Origin of the sequence: Paenibacillus phytohabitans, assembly GCF_013141775.1 — a bacterium.
Lineage (GTDB): Bacteria > Bacillota > Bacilli > Paenibacillales > Paenibacillaceae > Paenibacillus_AQ > Paenibacillus_AQ phytohabitans.
In genome coordinates this window covers 223874-242475 of the sequence record NZ_WHOB01000089.1, presented here as the reverse complement: position 1 = coordinate 242475, position 18602 = coordinate 223874, and the positions used below count along the sequence as shown (strand labels likewise).

The window sequence follows — 18602 nt, the reverse complement described above, 5'->3', positions numbered from 1 at the left end:
TATAATTACCTTTTAATATAGGACGCATTTCTGGAATAGTCAATATTTACAATTTAAATTTTCCTGATCCAATGGGGGCTGCACGTTTCATTCCCTGCTGCTCTTATCGTATACTGTGAGATATAGAAGGACAAGCGAAGACAACAGAGAGTCTGCAGAAGCGCCGGCTCGAGATGAAGGAGGCCTTGTTTAATGGATAACTTGGCAGAGAATAGTACCATTCTGGATCAAGCATTCCTGATGTCTCCAGTGGGGATGGCTGTGCTGTCTTCTGAAGGAGACCGCTGGGTCATGGTTAACCCTGCTTTTTGCACGATGCTTGGCTGCAGTGAACCGGAGTTTCTCGCGGGCGCTTTATCCGGGACAGGCCGGGTCCGGCCGGAAGAGCAGCGGGGATTCTCTTTACCCGAAATCATGAAGGAGCTGTTGCAGACCAACGGGCAGCCCCTTGTGAAAGAGCTGCGTTTCCCGGGCAGCGGCGGGCGGCCGTTCTGGCTATCCCTTACGTTTGTTCCGGCAGAAGCAGGCCGGATGGACCGGAATATTATTGTATATGCACAGGATGTTACGGACCGCAAGATAGCTGACCAGCTGACAGTAGACAGCCGCGATCTGTACAACTTATTTATAAAAGATGATCAGAGTATGATTTCCTTCTCGCTGCCGGATGGGACCTTAAGCTTTATTTCCCCCTCCTCCTTCCCGCAGATTGGATATCTGCCGGAGGAGATGATCGGGAGAAACCGGGCAGAATTCTATCATCCGGATGATTTTGACGGGATTAGCAGCTCCAACGGCCTGTTGAAGAATGATACTTACAGCCGCCGGCTGCGTCACAAGGAAGGGCATTATTTATGGTTTGAGATGTCTTTTCATGAAATCCGGGACGAGAACGGCGAAATTACACGAATTATGGGAATCGGGCGTAATGTGACCCGGCGTAAGCAGAGCGAGGAAGCGCTCGCCATCGCCCAGAGGGTAGCCAGAATTGGCTCGTGGGGCTGGGATTTGACCAAGGGGAAGCTGTTATTCTCGGAAGAGGTGCGGCGTATTCTGCAGAATGCTGTCGGGAATGACAATGTGGATTACGAAGCTTTCATGGCTCTGGTTCATCCGGAGGATTTCTCTCTCCTGCAGGCTGCTGTAGAGCGTGCTGTAATCAAGGGCGAGTCCGGGGACACGTCTTACCGGCTGATTCTGCCGAATGGAGATATCCTGGCTGTACACATCCAGTGGGATGTAACCTTCGGACCGGGCGGCCAGCCGGTTCAGCTGATCGGCATGATGCAGGATATTACCGAGCGGATGCAGATGGAGCGGCTGCTGCGGGAGAGTGAACGCAATTACCGCCTGATGTCGGAGAATTCACTCGATCTGATTTCCCGCCACGCCATCAAGGACAGCATCTTCCTGTACTGCTCACCGGCCAGCCAATCACTGCTAGGTTATGAGCCTGAAGAGATGATTGGTACCAGCGCTTATCATTATTTGCATCCGGATGATCTGGAGATGATGAGAGCGATTATGGCTGAAAGCGAGATCTCCGGGTTTATCCGGCCGGTTTCCTACCGCTATCGTCATAAGAACGGCAGCTACATCTGGTTTGAGACGAACAGCCGTTATATTTTTGATGAGCAGGGTCAAGCGGTGGAGATTATTGCCGTCGGCCGGAATATTACAGAACGCAAAGAGTTCGACTCGAAGCTGCAGGAGAGCGAGCAGCGCTATAAATCGTTGTTCGAGTATAATCCTTCCGCGGTATATTCCATGAATCTGCAGGGTGAATATCTCACGGCCAATCCCTATCTGGAGGAGCTTAGCGGATACTCGCTGGACGAATTGCTGGGTAATTACTTCGGACCGCTCGTGGCGGACAAGGACATCGGGAAGACGATGCATCATTTCACTCTGGCTACTCAAGGTATTCCCCAGAGCTATGACCTTACGCTGATTCATAAGGATGGCCGTCTGGTGGAGATTAACACGATCAATATTCCTATTATTGTGGACAAGCAGGTTGTGGGTGTATATGGAATATCGCGCGACATTACGGACCGTATCCGTTACACCGAGCAGATTGAGAAGCTGGGCAATGACTACACTCTGATCCTGAATGCGGTCTCCGAAGGAATATTCGGTCTGGATACCGAGGGGAAAGTAACCTTTATTAATCCCGCCGGGGCACAGATGCTGGGCTTTGAATATGGAGAGATCACGGGCCATCCTTACCTGGATCACCTTCAACAGACGGCGCTGGACGGCATTCATTACCGGCCGGAGGAATCGCCGCTGATGCGGGCGGTGCGGGCAGGGGAATCTCATCAGAGCAAGGATGCGGTGCTGTGGCGCAAGGACGGCTCCAGCTTTCTGGCCGAATATCAGGTTACCCCTCTGTTTGACAAGGGCGAGCGCAAGGGAGCGGTCGTTGTCTTCCGTGACATTACCGATGAGAAGGAGATTATTAGAGCGAAGGAACTGGCAGAGAAAGCAGACCAGGCCAAATCGGAGTTCCTCGCCATCATGAGCCATGAACTGCGGACACCGATGAATGGAATTATGGGAATGACAGATCTGCTCACAGAGACGGAGCTTGATGAGGAGCAGCGCGGTTATGCTGAGATCATTAGCGACAGCAGCGCGTCCCTGTTATATATTCTTAATGAAATTCTGGATTTCAGCAAAATAGAAGCCGGTAAAATGACGCTTACTCATGAGCCGGTCAGCCTGGAAGGACTGCTTGAAAGCGTAACGGAGCTGTTCGCCCCCAAAGCACGGGAGAAGGGCATTGAACTCTCCTGCCATAGGGCTCCTGATGTGCCGGAGCTGATTATGGGCGATGCCGCCCGCCTGCGCCAGGTACTGGTGAACCTCGTCAGCAATGCGGTCAAATTCACGGAGAAGGGCCAAGTCTCTATCCATCTCGGTACGGAATACTGCCGGGACCGCAGGAAGCTGATATTGAAATTCAGTGTGCTGGATACAGGAATCGGAATTCCGCCGGAGAAACAGCCGCTGTTGTTCCAGTCCTTCTCCCAGCTTCATCCGTCCATCAACCGCAAATACGGGGGGACCGGACTGGGGCTCGCGATCTGCAAACGGCTGGTTGAGCTGATGGGCGGAGCGATCACCGTGGAGAGCGTTGAAGGAGAAGGCTCGGATTTCTACTTCACACTGCCTATAGATATTGATATCGATCCCGATGGAGGGTGGGCGGAATCAGCCGATTCTGCTGACTCCGATCAGCATGTATCTGTACCGGTTCCCCCGGCGGATCAAGGGGGATCAGCCGGAAGCGGCCTTGAGCATGAGGCTGACGGCAGGGAACTGCTTCCTGCGCAAGGGGGGCTAACTGCTGCCAAATTCGGACCTATGCGCATTCTGGTCGCGGAGGATCATCCGGTCAATCAGAAGCTGCTGCTGACCATGCTCCGCACAAGAGGATATACTGCTGACCTCGTAGACAACGGCAGCGGGGCACTGCAGGCTGTGCTCCGCAAGCCGTATGATCTTGTATTTATGGATGTGCAAATGCCGGTGATGAGCGGCCTGACGGCAACGGCCAGAATCCGCCAGCAGGCTCCTCCGGATCATCAGCCTTATATCACGGCAGTGACAGCCTATGCCAGGGATGAGGACAGGGAACGCTGCTTCTCGGTCGGTATGGATGACTTTGTCAGCAAGCCGTACCTGACCACAGATATTGAACGCGTATTGCAGCATTGCCGGAATAGGGTATCCCTATGAGCGGACAGCCGTCCAGCCGGCAGTTGAAGGCGGAACCGTATACGCAGTGGGAAGCGGGAGTAGCCTCTCCCGCCTCAGCCTGCGGTCCGGCAACTATGGCCGCGCTTATGGAATATTGGCACACGCGTATGGGCAGGCTGTTTATTCCGGGGGCCAGTCATTTTGATTCCAAGGCAGCACATATCAATTACATATACACTCATCATGGCGGAACACCTTGGGGAATGAGTGTGCGCAGCTTCGCCAAAGGTCTCCGGGCCTATATCAGCCATGCTGCTCCGCGCGGGAAGGATAGCTCCAGGCTGCTTACGGTATCCGTATTTAATGATATCTCAAGATACAAAGCCGAGATCGATGCCTCGCGGCCTGTGGCGCTTAAATTTGATAAATGGTTCAGCCTCCGCTGGCGGGGGAGTTATGTCTATGATTATCATTGGGTGCTTGGAATCGGTTATGAGGATAACGCTGATGGCACATGTACCCTGATTGTCCATGATAATGGGGTGCGGCATCCGGGCCGCGGGTATATTCCCGGCCGCGAGCGGCGCATTTCATATCCAGCGAATCAGGCCATCCTTACAATGGTGGCACTTAACATAGCGGAATCCTCAGAGGCGCCTTAACCGCATAAGGAAGGGCTAACCTGCCGGCTGGAGTGCATGACGGGACAGCAGAGAGGTCCGGCCTTCCGGTACTGCATAATACAAACGTTTGCACAAAACGTAAGACTAGGATAAAATTCCATTTATGAAGAATGGATTTAGTGTAACTCCCGGTATATGCAGACGTATATTTTAATAAAGGGTAAAGGAGGCGGGGGCCTTGTCCGTACAAAAGGAAATGAAGGAGCCCATCTATTATGGCGATCCGGCGGCTACCAGCGGTATATCCGTGTTTGACCGGGAATTTGATGAACTGTTCAGCTACGACGGGAGCGATCTTGGCTTGAGCTATTCGGTGACCGGCTCGGCGTTCTGTTTATGGGCGCCTACCGCCCAGGAGGCAGAGCTTGTGCTCTATGAATCATGGCAGGAGGCAGCCGGACAGCATATTCCTATGATCCGGGATGTCCGGGGAACCTGGAGAATCACCGTTCCCGGTGATCTGAACGGGAAATTCTACACTTACCGTGTGCGGCTGGGCGATTTGTGGAATGAAGCAGCAGATCCCTACGCCCGTGCTGTCGGTGTGAATGGTGACAGAGGTGTAATTCTTGATATGCGTAAGACAGATCCTGAGCATTGGACGCAGGAGCAGCCGCCGCTGGATGATCCGGTTGATGCGGTGATCTATGAGCTTCATCTGCGCGACCTGTCAATGCATCCCGCCAGCGGGATTACGCATAAAGGACAATATTTAGGCCTGGCAGAAGCCGGTACTCGCGGCCCTGAAGGGATTCCGACAGGCCTTGACCATATTGCCGCCCTTGGGGTGACTCATGTGCAGCTGCTCCCTGTCTACGATTATTCTACGGAGAGCGTGGATGAGACCCGGCTGGATCAGCCGCATTATAACTGGGGATATGATCCCAAAAACTATAATGTGCCTGAAGGCTCCTATGCTACAGACCCGTATGTGCCGGGCCTGCGAATCAAGGAGCTGAAGACTATGATACAGGCGCTGCATGACCGCGGCCTGCGTGTCATTATGGATGTTGTCTACAATCATGTCTATGACGGGTTCCGCGTGAATTTTACCAAGCTGGTTCCCGGCTATTATCTGCGCTATAAAGAGGACGGCCGGCTGTCCAACGGCTCCGGCTGCGGTAACGACACCGCTTCAGAACGGAAGATGATGTCACGTTTCATCGTGGAGTCGGTAGTCTACTGGGCGGAGGAATATCATATCGACGGCTTCCGCTTCGATCTGATGGGCTTGCTTGATATTGGCACCATGACAGAAATCCGCCGCCGGCTCGATGAGCTTGATCCTTCCCTGATGACTATAGGGGAGGGCTGGGTGATGGATACGGAGCTGGCAGAGGATCTCCGCGCCAACCAGCGCCATGCGAATGAGCTGCCGGGCATCGGACATTTCAATGACGGTTACCGCGATGCGGTCAAAGGCAATATTTTTCTGCATGACCAGAAAGGCTTCATTAGCGGCGGTAGCGGCTTTGAACGGAATGTGAAGGCCGGGATTGCCGGAGGGATCTACTACGGGCCGGGCCTCGGGCAATACGCCCAGGAGCCCCAGCAAAGTGTTAACTATGTGGAGTGCCATGACAACCACACGTTATGGGATAAGCTTCTGCTGTCCACCGTAGGGATAACGGATGAACAGCGCCGCGCCATGCACCACTTGGCCTCAGCGATGATCCTGACCAGCCAGGGGATTCCCTTCATCCATGCCGGGCAGGAGTTCAGGCGGACCAAGGACGGGATCGAGAACAGCTATAAATCGCCAGTGGAGTACAACTGGCTGGACTGGGAACGCTGCGCCGCCCATGCGGAATCTGTAGATTACATGAAGCGGCTGATTGCGCTGCGCGCGGCACGTCCCGCCTTCCGGCTGCGGACTGCCGATGAAATCCGTGACCATCTGGTCTTCGAGGAGTCTCCGGCGCATTCGGTTGCCTTCTCGCTAAGAGATCATGCCGGGGGAGATTCCGCACAGCATCTCTACGTCCTGTACAATGCCAATCCGGATGGAGCCGTTCTTGAGCTGCCCATGCTGGGGGAATGGACGGTTCTGTTCGGCGGGGAGCATGCGGGACAGCTGGACAACGGAATTTTAACGGCCAGAGGCATTGGGATGGTTGTACTGGCCGTGCTGTAAGTGAATTGTTTTACAAATAAACCGGATAAGGCGCAGGAGCTTCCCTTGGGATGCCCTGGCCTTATTTGAGTTTAACTTTATTGAAATGAATGACAATAATACTAAGTTAGTTCGCAGCCTTATATAACCTATTGCAGAAAGAGGAATAATCTGGAGCGGAATTTAGCGGGTAATTCAAAATTTTTTTAATTAACATTTCAGTGAGGTCCTGCTCTAAATCATCTTGTTCATTAATAGAAGCCGTAAGGCTAACCTTCTGAATAACCGGTTTAAATCGGATAATAATCTGATGCAGTGCCTCCAGATCTCCTGCTTGTGCCTGTGCAACCATGTTCAACAGCGGGTCTTCTCTGTTTGATTTCATTGGACTTGTAAACCGAGCCGGAGAGTATTCAATGCCTTATTGCGGGTGCTGCCGACAGCTTGGGGGCTGATTCCAAGAATTTTAGCGATCTCGTTGTCCTGATAACCCATAACATAACGAAGTGTTGTTATACTTTGCTGATTACTAGTGAGCATCGAATATAACTCTGCTAATTTCTCGTTGTTAATGGAATCCTGGAAGCCTAATGACTTTTTTATGGAGTGTTCTGAGGGAAGGGTATGCTTTTTGCTCATTAACAAATCCCCCAAAGTTTGTTCTCCTTCATCAGAAACTGCTTGGTCAAAGATTAACAGATTGCGTCTCCTATATTTTTGATTCCTGCGGATCTGGTCTATAGCATGGAATTTTATAATAGAGTTCATAAATTTAGCAAAGCGGAATTCGAAATAATGTCCTCTGAAAGCTGCCTCGAGCTGTTTCCCGGACCGTTCGTTACCTTTGAGTTGTCTCACAAGTAGAATTCGGTGGAATTCTGACTCAAAAAAAGACTGAATGACCTTGTCCTTAAATAAAATAGGATTTTTTTGTCTATATTCTTGAAAAAATAGTAGCATGTCTTCCCTTTCAATTGGATCCATGGCTGTCCCTCCTAAAATATTGGTTTTATTACATAAGCTAAACTGAAGAGTGGTAGATTGTGGAATGAATTGCAAAGCTTTTGAGTTCAGCTCATAGGTTATAGAATGTGAAACATTAATATAGTGACAACTTTATACGCCCAGTCCCCAGATTTTTGGGTAGAATCCTCCGTGAAACTAGTGAACCCTGGTTTTCGGGCGGGAGCCATGTGATTATGAAAAAATTCACAAGTGGTTGTTTTTTGAGCTTTTCCTTTCACTTTGTATGATGTAACGATAATTAAGACATGGGATCCGGGAATCCATGATCTTAATCCCGGCGTTAACAATGAGGAAGGAATGATCCGATATGGCGGCAGGACACAATAATGTTGCAGCTGTAGGCACGGCAAACTCAAATTCGATATATGGAACTAATTTTTTAGGGGTGTACAGTCAGGGAAGTACGCATGCTCAGATAGCTGTTCTCAAAGCGAACCTGAGGCAGTACCGGAGCATTACCCCATCTTATTTATGGACAAGTACCCCTTCTCTTGAAGGAAATACCAGCAATGCATTCGATGCAGCGACAACTGCAAATCTTATGGTATTCCAGAGTAACTCTGGCTTGACGGCAGATGGGAGCTATGGTGCAGGTTCCCGCAATGCGATGCATGCATCTATCGGAGTTTCACCAAGGGGGTGGGTCCGGATTTTCAAGTCAACGTCTGGCTATATAAACTATAATGACACGGTAGCTGGATTGGCCAATGATGCAACGTATAAGCTGGACCACGCATGGTGCACGAGCAGCTGCCGGGATACCTTATACAGTATCGGCTATGCCTTTTATTCCACTTATAGTAAATTAATAGAAGTGAATGACGGAAGTCTGATGGACGGAGCGGATACACCTGAGCACAGTACCCATCAAAGCGGGCGGGAAGTTGATATAAGAAATGCAGGTTTGACTGCTGCCGAGGCAAAAAAGTTTTTGGAAATTTGCATAGCTAATACTAATGTCAGCAGAGTTATTTACTATACCAACCATGGTTTGACCTCTAGTAAAATCTATATCCGTGCTGATCATGCTGATCATTTCCATGTAGACACAGTTAATTAATTCAGACAAGACCCAGGTTGTTATGCCTGGGTTTTTCTTGTAAATTATTTACAATAAAAGGCAAAGTGATGGTATTATTGAACTAGATAAAGGCCAAAGGAGGTAACTCTATGCGTATACTCTTCAGAATATGCAGCATGCTGTCACTCGCCGCCCTGATCAGTTGTTCCAGCTCCGGACAGCCCGCCCGGACCGAAACATTAGCTTCTTCCGCACCTATTGCTACCACTGAACAAACCCCTCCGGCAGAAGTCTCTGAGGCAACCGGGCAGCAGGTGGGAATCGTACAGCCCCTGGTAACAACGATTCCCAAGACCAAGCTGATTAAGAACTTAACCTATACCGGTGGTGAGAAGAAACTTACTATTCAGGGACAAGAATATCCGTCAGCATTTGTGGAAATTGACTTGCATCCCTACGGATTCTATATACCGGACACTATGCAGGAATTCGTTTATGAAGACGGCTCTGAGATTGGACTTAACAAGTCAGAGTTCATTGCCATGAGTGAGGTGGATCGTCTGGTACACCCTGACAATCCACATGAATCGCTTAAATTTGGCGGGGAGATCCTTTTTCAAGACAAGGACCTAATGCAGTATGAGGAATACATTGGCAGCGCAGGTGATGGCGGAGGAGGTACGCGGGTAGACGGTTTTGTATTAAAGCATGACAATACACCGGACATGCTGCTGTACTTTCTATATTTCAATAGAAATAAGGAGAAGGTGCTTCCGGTTTTTCTGGAAGTGGCAAGAAACATTAAATACATTGAACAGAAGCCGGGATCTTAACTTCGTATTCATGTTAAGCGAATCTTTCGGGAGCAAAGGAACATGCTGTAAGGAAGCGTGTTCCTTTGCTTTTTAATTTAAAATTTTCCCGGGATAAAAACTACTTCATCTGTCGTAGTAATTATGCTACAATGAACCTAATTACTACGACAGATGAAGTATAGGAGGCAGGCAATTGATCAGCAGTGACGTTATCCGGGGATACAACGATACGATGATCCTCTACATGCTTCTGGACGGGGAGTCTTATGGCTATGAGATTTCCAAGAATATACGGAGGCTTTCGGAAGAGAAATACATTATGAAGGAAACTACGCTCTATTCCGCATTCACCCGGCTGGAGAAGAACGGATATATCGATTCATTTTATCTGGATGAGACTTTTGGGAAAAGACGTACTTATTACCGTATCACCCCGCAGGGCCTGGCCTATTACCGCGCCAAATGCGAGGAATGGCAAGTCACGCAAGAAGTCATCAACAAATTCATAAAGGAGCTGTGATGAACTTGGATACAATCGTAGGTTATCTGAACAATATGTTCGCTTCTCTGCCCAGAACGGAACAGATGCATAAGCTGAAGCAGGAGCTGCTTGGCAACATGGAGGAGAAGTATCACGAGCTGAAGGATGACGGGAAGTCGGAGAACGAGGCGGTAGGTATCGTCATTTCCGAATTCGGCAATATTGATGAGCTGATCAGCGAGCTGGGCATCGGGGAGGTCCGTAAGGAAGAGCTGGTTCCGATGCTTACTGAAATGGAGACGGAGGAATTCATTGCTGCCAAAAGGAGATCAGGGCTGCTTATAGGTCTGGGCACAGGGCTGCTTATGGTGGGCGCCGGCCTGCTCATTCTGATTGCGAGTCTTGGGGAGAACGGGTTCATGAGCTCTGTCTTTTCGGAGGATGCGATGAGCATGATCGGGTTAGGCTTTCTGTTAGTTCTGCTGGTCCCGGCTATTGCGATGTTTATTTACAGCGGCATGCAAATGGAAAAGTATAAATATTTGGAGTCCGGGTTTCATCTGCCTTACCATCTGAAAGCGGATATTCAGCAGAGGCAGTCCGGTTTTGCCGCAACGTATATGCTATCGCTCATTACGGGAGTCTGCTTGATCGTCTTGTCGCCAATCGCTATTTTTGTAGCCTCGGCTTTCGGTGAAGAGAGCGCATCGTATGGGGTAGTAGTGCTTCTGGCTATTGTAGCTGTAGCTGTATTCCTCTTTGTCTATTACGGGAACATCAGGGGAGCGTATCAGATGCTGCTGAAGACCGGGGATTTCAGTAAAGAAAAGAAGGAAGAGGACCGGGTCATCGGTGCAGTAGCCTCCATCGTCTGGCCGCTGGTTACCTGCGTCTTTCTGGTCAGCGGGTTTGTGTACGATCAGTGGCACATCAACTGGATCGTGTTTCCTGTAACAGGGATTCTGTTCGGGGTATTCAGCTCCGCCTACAATATTCTCAAGGGGAAAGATGCAGCCTGAGTTCCGGGTCTGTGCCGTTTGCTGTAAAAGGTGACATTGCTCATGTTCGCGCTTAGCGGATAGATGATAATATGAAGGCATTTATTCCCCTTAATCAAACTGTGCAAGGGCCTGTACCGGGGCGGTTTCTTACCCCGGCGCAGCCTCTTGCTTCGCTGCTTTACAGTGACAGAATAACGGCTGGCGACAGAAGAGTAGGTTTCTTTTTGGAGCCAAATGTGGGCATGAATGCCGCTTTTTATAGTTTCGGCGGCCAATCAGAGAGACTCGGAGGAGACAGGAATGGGTAAAGCAACCGGATTTTTAGAATATCAGCGGCGTACGCCTGCGGAGTGCGAGCCTTTGGAACGGATTAAGAATTGGAATGAGTTTTCGGTGCCGCTGGAGGAAGACCAGCTGCGGGAGCAAGGTGCCCGCTGCATGGATTGCGGAACACCGTTCTGTCATGTAGGACGTCTGCTGAGCGGAATGGCCAGCGGCTGCCCGCTGCATAACCTGATTCCGGAATGGAATGACATGGTATACCGCGGCAACTGGCAGGTGGCGCTGAAACGGCTGCATAAGACCAATAACTTCCCTGAATTTACAGGGCGCGTCTGTCCTTCGCCATGTGAAGGGGCTTGTACCGTCGGGAAGAACGGCGATCCGGTAACGATTAAATCCATTGAGAAGTCGATTGTAGATAGAGGTTTTGCCGAAGGCTGGATTGTACCTGAGCCGCCGCTTACCCGTACGGGCAAGAAGGTTGCGGTCATTGGTTCCGGACCAGCGGGGCTTGCGTGTGCAGCGCAGCTTAACAAGGCGGGACACACGGTGACGGTATATGAGCGGGCTGACCGGATCGGCGGTCTGCTGACCTACGGCATTCCGAACATGAAGCTGGATAAGAAGAAGGTTCAACGCCGGGTGGATCTGCTGACAGCGGAAGGGATTACCTTCGTAACCCGGACCGAGATCGGCCGGGATATCCCTGCAGCCCAGCTGCAGGAGGAGCATGATGCCGTAGTTCTCTGCGGCGGATCTACCAAGGCGCGGGAGCTTCCGCTGGAAGGCCGGGAGCTGCGGGGCATCCATCAGGCGATGGAGTTCCTGACCCTGAATACTAAGAGCCTGCTGGATTCCGGGCTGGCTGACGGCGAATATCTGTCAGCGGAGGGCAAGGATGTTGTTGTTATCGGCGGTGGCGATACAGGTACAGACTGTGTAGCTACCTCTATCCGCCATGGTTGTCGAAGCGTTATCCAGCTCGAGATTATGCCGCAGTCACCGCTAACCCGCCAGCCGGGCAATCCTTGGCCGGAGTGGCCGAAGGTGCTGAAGGTGGACTACGGGCAGCAGGAGGCGGCATCCCTATATGAAGAAGATCCGCGCCGCTATCTTGTGAACACCAAGCGCTTCGCCGGCGACGAGAACGGACATGTGCAGGAGCTGCACACCGTGCGCATTGAATGGAAGCGTACGGAGGACGGCCGGATGGTACCGGTTGAAGTGCCGGGCAGTGAAGAGGTTATCCAGGCGCAGCTGGTGCTGCTGGCGCTGGGCTTCACCGGACCGGAGGAAACGGTACTTGGACAGCTTGGAGTAGAACGCGATGAGCGTTCCAACGTTAAGGCTGAATTTGGCACACAGGCAACAAGTGTTGCGGGTGTCTTCACCGCCGGCGACATGCGGCGCGGCCAGAGTCTTGTGGTCTGGGCCATTAACGAGGGCCGTCAGGCCGCCCGTGAAGTGGACCGCTTCCTGATGGGCTCGTCCAACCTGCCATGAGGAGCTTTTAGATATACGAGTAAGCGGAGTTAACAGCAGGGCGCCCCGCCGGGGCGTCTTGCTTTGCGTTAACCGGGCGGGGGCGTTTACAATGGATGCATGGAATTACCCCATTCCTCCTGTTTGATTCGTTGCTGGCAGAACCAGAACCGGAGATTCTTAAGTTCATATTGCATAGGCATAATTGTTGTACGTATTGCAACTTTAATTGGGCGATACCGGGGTGTTTGGGAGGATTGTTGTATGAAATACAGCAATTGTCCCGCAAACCCGCCTGGAGAAGGAGAGTTGCTGTATTTAGTACAACAATTTCCGATTACGCCCGATATTGTGAGGAGAATGTTGTATTTCGTGCAGGAATCCACCACTAACAGTGGGGAGTCCAAAATTCCTGTGGCAGCAGAGGCTGGGATTTCAAAAAATTCACCATATCACCATAGAAGAGACTGAAGCTCTGAGTGGAACTGAGGCTCTACCCGGACATCATTAAGCTAAAGCTATATAACGGAGAGGAAGAACAAAGATGAAACTGATGTTTATTTCCGATATTCACGGGTCGCTGCACTGGCTGGAGCAGGCATTGGCCAAGGCGGAGGAGGAGCAGCCGCACACACTGGTTGTTCTGGGAGACTTCCTGTATCACGGGCCGAGAAATCCGCTGCCGGAGGGTTATAATCCCCAAGGGGTTGCTGACAGGCTGAATGCTTACGGTAAATCGCTGGTTGCCGTGAGAGGTAACTGTGATGCTGAAGTAGACCAGATGCTGCTGCAGTTCCCGATGATGGGCGACTACGTAATGATTCTCCATGAGGGCCGGAAGATTTACGCTACGCACGGGCATGGATTCAGCATCGATAACTTGCCGGCGCTGTCCCCGCAGGATGTGTTCATCCAGGGACATACGCATCTGCCGGTGGCGGATGTGAAGGAGGGTATTGTTGTGCTTAACCCCGGATCGATCTCCCTGCCCAAAGAGAACAATCCCAATTCTTACGGAATCCTGGACAATGGTGAATTCAGCATCAAGGATTTCGCGGGCAATGTCATTAAGCATATTACGCTGTAAAATAGCAGCATAACGCTAATCCCTCTGGATATTTCCAGGGGGATTATTGCGGTCCGGCAATTGAGCACACAGGCATATTATTGTATGATGGGTGAGGAGCTTGCGGCTAACAGGGCAGCTTCAAATATAAATGGCAGAGGTAACTAAATGACGTATCCCAAAGATTTAAACTATACAATGCCGGCGGAATGGGCCCGGCATGAACGGACCTTCATCTCCTGGCCGGTGCAGGACTCTATGGTATATCCGGACAACCATGCGGCGGTAAGTGCGGGTTATGCCGAGATTATCAGAGCCATTGCCGAGTTCGAGCCGGTAACGGTGATTGTGAACCCTGATGATATGGAGACGGTAGAACAGCTCGGACTTGGAGCTAATGTGACGCTGCTGCCTATCAAGCACAATGATGCCTGGCTGCGCGATAACGGACCGACCTTTGTGGTGAATGCTGAAGGCAAGCTTGCCGGTGTGAACTGGAAGTTCAATGCCTGGGGCGGCAAATATTCGCCATGGGATCTTGACGATAAGGTAGCTCCGCAAATTCTGGAGCAGCTGGAGATCAGCAGCTATGATGCACCGCTTGTCATGGAGGGCGGGTCAATTCATACCGACGGCGAAGGCACACTGCTGACTACCGAAGAATGCCTGCTGAACACGAACCGCAATCCTGAGCTGGACCGGGAAGAGATTGCCGGCTTAGTGAAGCAATATACGGGAACTGAGTCGATCATCTGGCTGAAGCGCGGCCTCAGCGGAGACGAGACGGACGGTCATGTCGATAACATCGCCTGCTTCGCTGCGCCGGGCAAGGTGATCATCCAGGTCTGCGGGGACCCGCAGGATGAGAACTATGCTATTTCGGAGGAGAACCTGCGTATTCTGGAGCAGGCTACCGATGCCAAGGGCCGGAAGCTGGAGATTATCCGCATTCAGCAGCCGCCCCGTGTGGATTATGAAGACAGCCGGTTGACCCTAAGCTATCTGAATTTCTATTTCGTGAACGGCGGGATTATCCTGCCGGTATTCGGCGGTACGGCGGCAGAGACAGACAAGCTTGCCGAAGTGACGCTTGCCGGGCTGTTCCCGGACCGCAGAATCCGCACAGTGAACGGAATGGCCGTAATTGGTGAAGGCGGGAACGTGCACTGCACCACCCAACAGATGCCTGCTGTGAACTAAGCTGTAACTTGAAGTTGAACTTACTGACAACATAAAGGGCAAAAGTAACGAGGGGAATTTTGGGACTGGAAGGAGCGAAAGCGGCCGGAAATCCAAATATTCACCGCAGTTACACTTCGCCCGGATGGGAATTTAAAGTTCATAATGGGAGGAACAACCGTGAGAAAAGTAAAAGTAGCCGCAACACAAATGAGCTGTTCCGGCGACATTGATGAGAATATCCGCAAGGCCGAGACACTGGTCAGGGAAGCGGCAGCCCAGGGCGCACAGATTATTCTGCTGCAGGAGCTGTTTGAGACACCGTATTTCTGCCAGAAGGAGAAATCCGATTACTACGCCTATGCCACCGAGCTTGAGCACAACAAGGCTGTGAACCATTTCAAGGCGGTAGCCAAAGAACTCGAAGTGGTGCTGCCGATCAGCTTTTATGAGAAAAAGAACTACGCGCGTTATAACTCGCTGGCCGTGATTGATGCCGATGGAACGGTGATGGGCAAATACCGCAAGAGCCATATTCCTGACGGCCCCGGCTATGAAGAGAAGTTCTACTTCAACCCGGGCGATACCGGCTTCAAGGTGTGGAATACCCGTTATGCCAAAATCGGCGTCGGCGTCTGCTGGGATCAATGGTATCCGGAAGCAGCGCGGGTAATGAGTCTGATGGGGGCGGAGATTCTGTTCTACCCTACGGCTATCGGCTCGGAGCCGCAGGACGGCTCGATCGACTCCAAGGATCACTGGCAGACCTGCATGCTGGGTCATGCGGCCGCTAACCTGATTCCTGTCGTCGCCTCCAACCGGATCGGTGAGGAGATTGACGAGGACTCCAGCATTAACTTCTACGGCTCTTCGTTCATTGCCGGCCCGCAGGGCAACAAGATTGCCGAAGCCGGGCGCGATGAGCAGGGTGTACTGGTCAGTGAATTTGACCTTGATGCGCTTGAGGTTGGCCGGATCGAATGGGGGATCTTCCGCGACCGCCGTCCGGAGCTGTACCGGCTGATTGCTTCATATGACGGGGACCTGACGTTCTGATTGGAAATGAATGAATTGAATAACAGTTATGATAGCATGCAGCCAGGACGCTGCCGGGGATATCGCTCTCCGGACAGCCTCCTGGCTGCTTTTTATATGAAGATAGACCTGAATTCTAAGATTAGGCGGCTGTAAATGTTACAATACATCGATATTATGTCATGTTATATAACATATGCAGGAAAAGTTAATTGTCACCACCGCTTTAATCTGATAAAATCTCTTTAAGTTATTTTATAAATAAGTAGGGGGATTGGAGCATGGGAATCAGAAAAAAATGGGCAATGTCAGGTATGGTGGCATTCCTGGTCCTGGCAATGGTCGGCTGTGGTTCGGATAATAACGCAGGCAGCGGCAATGCGGCCGGAGAGAGCATCAAGTTCGCCAGCGATGCCAGTTATGCACCTATGGAGTATATGGATACAGACACTATCAAGGGTTTTGACATTGATTTCATTAAGGCGGTTATGGAGGAAGCGGGTATTGATTACACCGTGACCAACACAGGCTGGGATACGATGCTGACCAGTGTTCAGCAAGGCACTGAATATCAGGCGGGGCTATCTTCGGTATCCATTACAGATGAACGCAAGGAAACCTATGACTACTCCATTCCTTATTTCGAATCCACGAACATGATCATGGTTAAAGAAGGCAGCGATATTAAGTCTGCTCTTGATTTGAAAGATAAGAAAGTTGCCGTTCAGGCAGCAACAACTGCGGATGATCTCATGAGCGGCATTATGGGGATCGACAACGGCAATCTGAAGCGTTATGACAGCAATGCGGTAGCCCTGATGGAGCTGAACGGCGGCGGAGCGGATGCGGTGGTTGCGGATATCGCCATCGTGAACGAATACATCAAGAATAATCCGAATGAGAAGCTGACCGGTATCATCGACAAGGAGAACTTCGGTTCCGAATATTACGGTATCCTCTATCCTAAGGGCAGTGAATGGAAAGCCAAGCTGGACCCGGCGATCAAGAAGATCATCGAGAACGGCAAATATGCGGAAATCTACAAAGAATGGTTCGGCGATGAGCCGGATACGGCCACACTTTTGAGCGCAGAGTAAGCGGAGTAACAATTAAGCATGCGTAATGATTGCTATTGCGCATGCTTCTTTTTTTGAAACACAAGAGAAACATAGAGAAAGATATAAGCAGAAGAGAAGGGAAGAGTTCTATGGATTTCAGATTTGACATCATCGTTCATTATTTACCGGTTTTACTTAAGGGGACCCTGTTCACCATAGGTGTATCGCTGGTTTCGATCCTGTGCGGGTCCATCCTGGGACTGGTTATCGGGTTCGGCAAAATGGCGCCCAGATGGTATTTCCGCTGGCCGTTTCATGCGTATATCAACATCTTCCGCGGAACACCGCTGTACGTCCAGATTCTGATCGTCCATTTCGGACTCATTCCGTTGTTCTATGGTAAAACCTATGCGCTGATGAGCGCATTTGTGGCGCTCTCGCTCAATTCCGCAGCGTATTCCGCTGAAATTTTCCGTGCCGGCATCCAGTCAATTGACCCCGGACAACGGGAAGCCGCCCTGTCACTCGGGATGACCAAACTCCAGGCGATGCGCTTCATTATACTTCCTCAGGCCATCAAACGGATGGTTCCGGCGTTCGGGAATGAATTCATCGTCCTCGTCAAGGATTCTTCGCTGCTGGCGCTGATTGCCGCACCGGAGATTATGTACTGGAGCAATACCATGAAAGGCCAATATCTGCGGATCTGGGAGCCTTATCTGACCGCTGCACTGATCTATTTCATTCTGACCTACTCCCTCAGCAAGCTGCTTAATTATATCGAACGGAAGGTGTAACCCTATATGGAGCCTATTATCTCAGTGAAGCATCTTCATAAATCCTTCGGTGCCCATAAGGTACTGACCGATATCAGCGTCGACATTCACAGCCGGGAGGTTGTGGTGGTCATCGGACCTTCGGGTTCAGGCAAATCGACCTTTCTGCGCTGCCTCAATCTGCTGGAGCAGCCGCAGGAAGGCGATATTATAATTGAAGGCACTTCCTTGATGGCCAAAAGCACAAGGATTAACGATATCCGTACCGAAGTAGGCATGGTCTTTCAGCAGTTCAATCTGTTCCCGCACAAAAAAGTAATCGAGAACATTATGCTGGCCCCGATGCAGGTCCGTAAATGGCCGGCTGACAAAGCCCGTCAAAAAGCGCTGGAGCTGCTGCAAAAGGTGGGACTGAGCGAGAAGGCGGAGATGTATCCAGCCTCGCTCTCGGGCGGTCAAGCCCAGCGTGTGGCGATTGCGCGCGCGCTGGCGATGGAGCCGAAGATCATGCTGTTTGATGAACCGACTTCTGCACTGGACCCCGAAATGGTGGGCGAGGTGCTGGCGGTCATGAAGGATTTGGCCAGTGAAGGAATGACTATGGTCGTGGTAACGCATGAGATGGGCTTTGCCCGTGAAGTGGGAGACCGTGTCCTTTTCATGGAACAGGGCATTGTAGTGGAGCAGGGGGTACCCGAGCAGTTGTTCGGAAATCCGTCACATGAGCGCACCCGGGAATTCCTGTCCAAGGTACTGTGAGAATCTGTCAAAGTAGAATATTGTTATTTAATCGGTTATATTAGAAGAGTAAGAATTAGGCAATGGGACCATCGGTTGAATATCTGCCCGGAATGGCGGGGAGGAGGCTCGGGGATATCT

17 protein-coding genes are annotated in these 18602 nt (G+C 51.0%); 15 read left to right on the top strand and 2 right to left on the bottom strand.

Annotated elements, in window-relative coordinates; translation table 11 throughout:
• Positions 1-192: 192 nt before the first annotated feature.
• The 3 genes from GC101_RS30220 (at position 193) to pulA (ending at position 6522) form a co-directional block, all read left to right on the top strand.
• Positions 193-3744: a PAS domain-containing hybrid sensor histidine kinase/response regulator gene (locus GC101_RS30220; protein ID WP_171720349.1), complete on the top strand. Its 3552-nt coding sequence runs from the start codon at positions 193-195 to the stop codon at positions 3742-3744.
• The gene (locus GC101_RS30215) at positions 3741-4367 is read left to right on the top strand and encodes a C39 family peptidase (RefSeq protein WP_171720348.1); all 627 of its coding nucleotides are present in this window, start codon (positions 3741-3743) and stop codon (positions 4365-4367) included. The genes GC101_RS30220 and GC101_RS30215 overlap by 4 nt, the downstream gene beginning before the upstream one ends.
• Positions 4368-4566: 199 nt before the next feature.
• The gene (pulA, locus tag GC101_RS30210) at positions 4567-6522 is read left to right on the top strand and encodes a type I pullulanase (RefSeq protein WP_171720347.1); all 1956 of its coding nucleotides are present in this window, start codon (positions 4567-4569) and stop codon (positions 6520-6522) included.
• Positions 6523-6628: 106 nt separating this feature from the next.
• On the opposite strand, the gene GC101_RS30205 is transcribed toward pulA, so the two are convergent.
• Entirely contained in the window at positions 6629-6853 is a 225-nt protein-coding gene (locus GC101_RS30205) for a helix-turn-helix domain-containing protein (protein ID WP_246354590.1), read from the bottom strand.
• A gap of 29 nt (positions 6854-6882) precedes the next feature.
• Positions 6883-7485 (bottom strand): sigma-70 family RNA polymerase sigma factor, encoded by a 603-nt coding sequence (locus GC101_RS30200; protein ID WP_171720345.1) that lies wholly within the window; start codon positions 7483-7485, stop codon positions 6883-6885.
• A 349-nt stretch (positions 7486-7834) separates the two neighbouring features.
• Here GC101_RS30200 and GC101_RS30195 point away from each other — a divergent pair, with 349 nt between their 5' ends.
• The 12 genes from GC101_RS30195 (at position 7835) to GC101_RS30140 (ending at position 18482) form a co-directional block, all read left to right on the top strand.
• Positions 7835-8587 (top strand): peptidoglycan-binding protein, encoded by a 753-nt coding sequence (locus GC101_RS30195; RefSeq protein ID WP_171720344.1) that lies wholly within the window; start codon positions 7835-7837, stop codon positions 8585-8587.
• Positions 8588-8697: 110 nt separating this feature from the next.
• On the top strand, positions 8698-9381 hold the full coding sequence (locus GC101_RS30190; protein WP_171720343.1) for a hypothetical protein: 684 nt from the start codon (positions 8698-8700) through the stop codon (positions 9379-9381).
• A gap of 175 nt (positions 9382-9556) precedes the next feature.
• Positions 9557-9883: a PadR family transcriptional regulator gene (locus GC101_RS30185; RefSeq protein WP_039299366.1), complete on the top strand. Its 327-nt coding sequence runs from the start codon at positions 9557-9559 to the stop codon at positions 9881-9883.
• Positions 9884-9888: 5 nt separating this feature from the next.
• Entirely contained in the window at positions 9889-10863 is a 975-nt protein-coding gene (locus GC101_RS30180; RefSeq protein ID WP_171720342.1) for a permease prefix domain 1-containing protein, read from the top strand.
• 282 nt (positions 10864-11145) lie between these two features.
• Positions 11146-12630: a glutamate synthase subunit beta gene (locus tag GC101_RS30175; protein ID WP_171720341.1), complete on the top strand. Its 1485-nt coding sequence runs from the start codon at positions 11146-11148 to the stop codon at positions 12628-12630.
• A gap of 243 nt (positions 12631-12873) precedes the next feature.
• Entirely contained in the window at positions 12874-13080 is a 207-nt protein-coding gene (locus GC101_RS30170) for a hypothetical protein (protein WP_171720340.1), read from the top strand.
• A gap of 73 nt (positions 13081-13153) precedes the next feature.
• Positions 13154-13696, top strand: coding sequence for a phosphodiesterase (gene yfcE, locus GC101_RS30165; protein ID WP_171720339.1), 543 nt, complete (start codon positions 13154-13156; stop codon positions 13694-13696).
• Positions 13697-13843: 147 nt separating this feature from the next.
• Positions 13844-14875 carry an agmatine deiminase family protein gene (locus GC101_RS30160; RefSeq protein WP_171720338.1) on the top strand — a complete coding sequence of 344 codons (1032 nt, stop codon included), beginning with the start codon at positions 13844-13846 and terminating at the stop codon, positions 14873-14875.
• Positions 14876-15034: 159 nt separating this feature from the next.
• Positions 15035-15910: an N-carbamoylputrescine amidase gene (aguB, locus tag GC101_RS30155; RefSeq protein WP_171720337.1), complete on the top strand. Its 876-nt coding sequence runs from the start codon at positions 15035-15037 to the stop codon at positions 15908-15910.
• Positions 15911-16170: 260 nt separating this feature from the next.
• Positions 16171-16986, top strand: a complete 816-nt coding sequence (locus GC101_RS30150) for a transporter substrate-binding domain-containing protein (RefSeq protein ID WP_081969796.1) — start codon at positions 16171-16173, stop codon at positions 16984-16986.
• 110 nt (positions 16987-17096) lie between these two features.
• A complete protein-coding gene (locus GC101_RS30145; RefSeq protein ID WP_039299378.1) occupies positions 17097-17744 on the top strand; it encodes an amino acid ABC transporter permease in 648 nt (215 codons plus the stop codon).
• Positions 17745-17759: 15 nt separating this feature from the next.
• Positions 17760-18482, top strand: a complete 723-nt coding sequence (locus GC101_RS30140) for an ATP-binding cassette domain-containing protein (RefSeq protein WP_171720422.1) — start codon at positions 17760-17762, stop codon at positions 18480-18482.
• Positions 18483-18602: the final 120 nt, after the last annotated feature.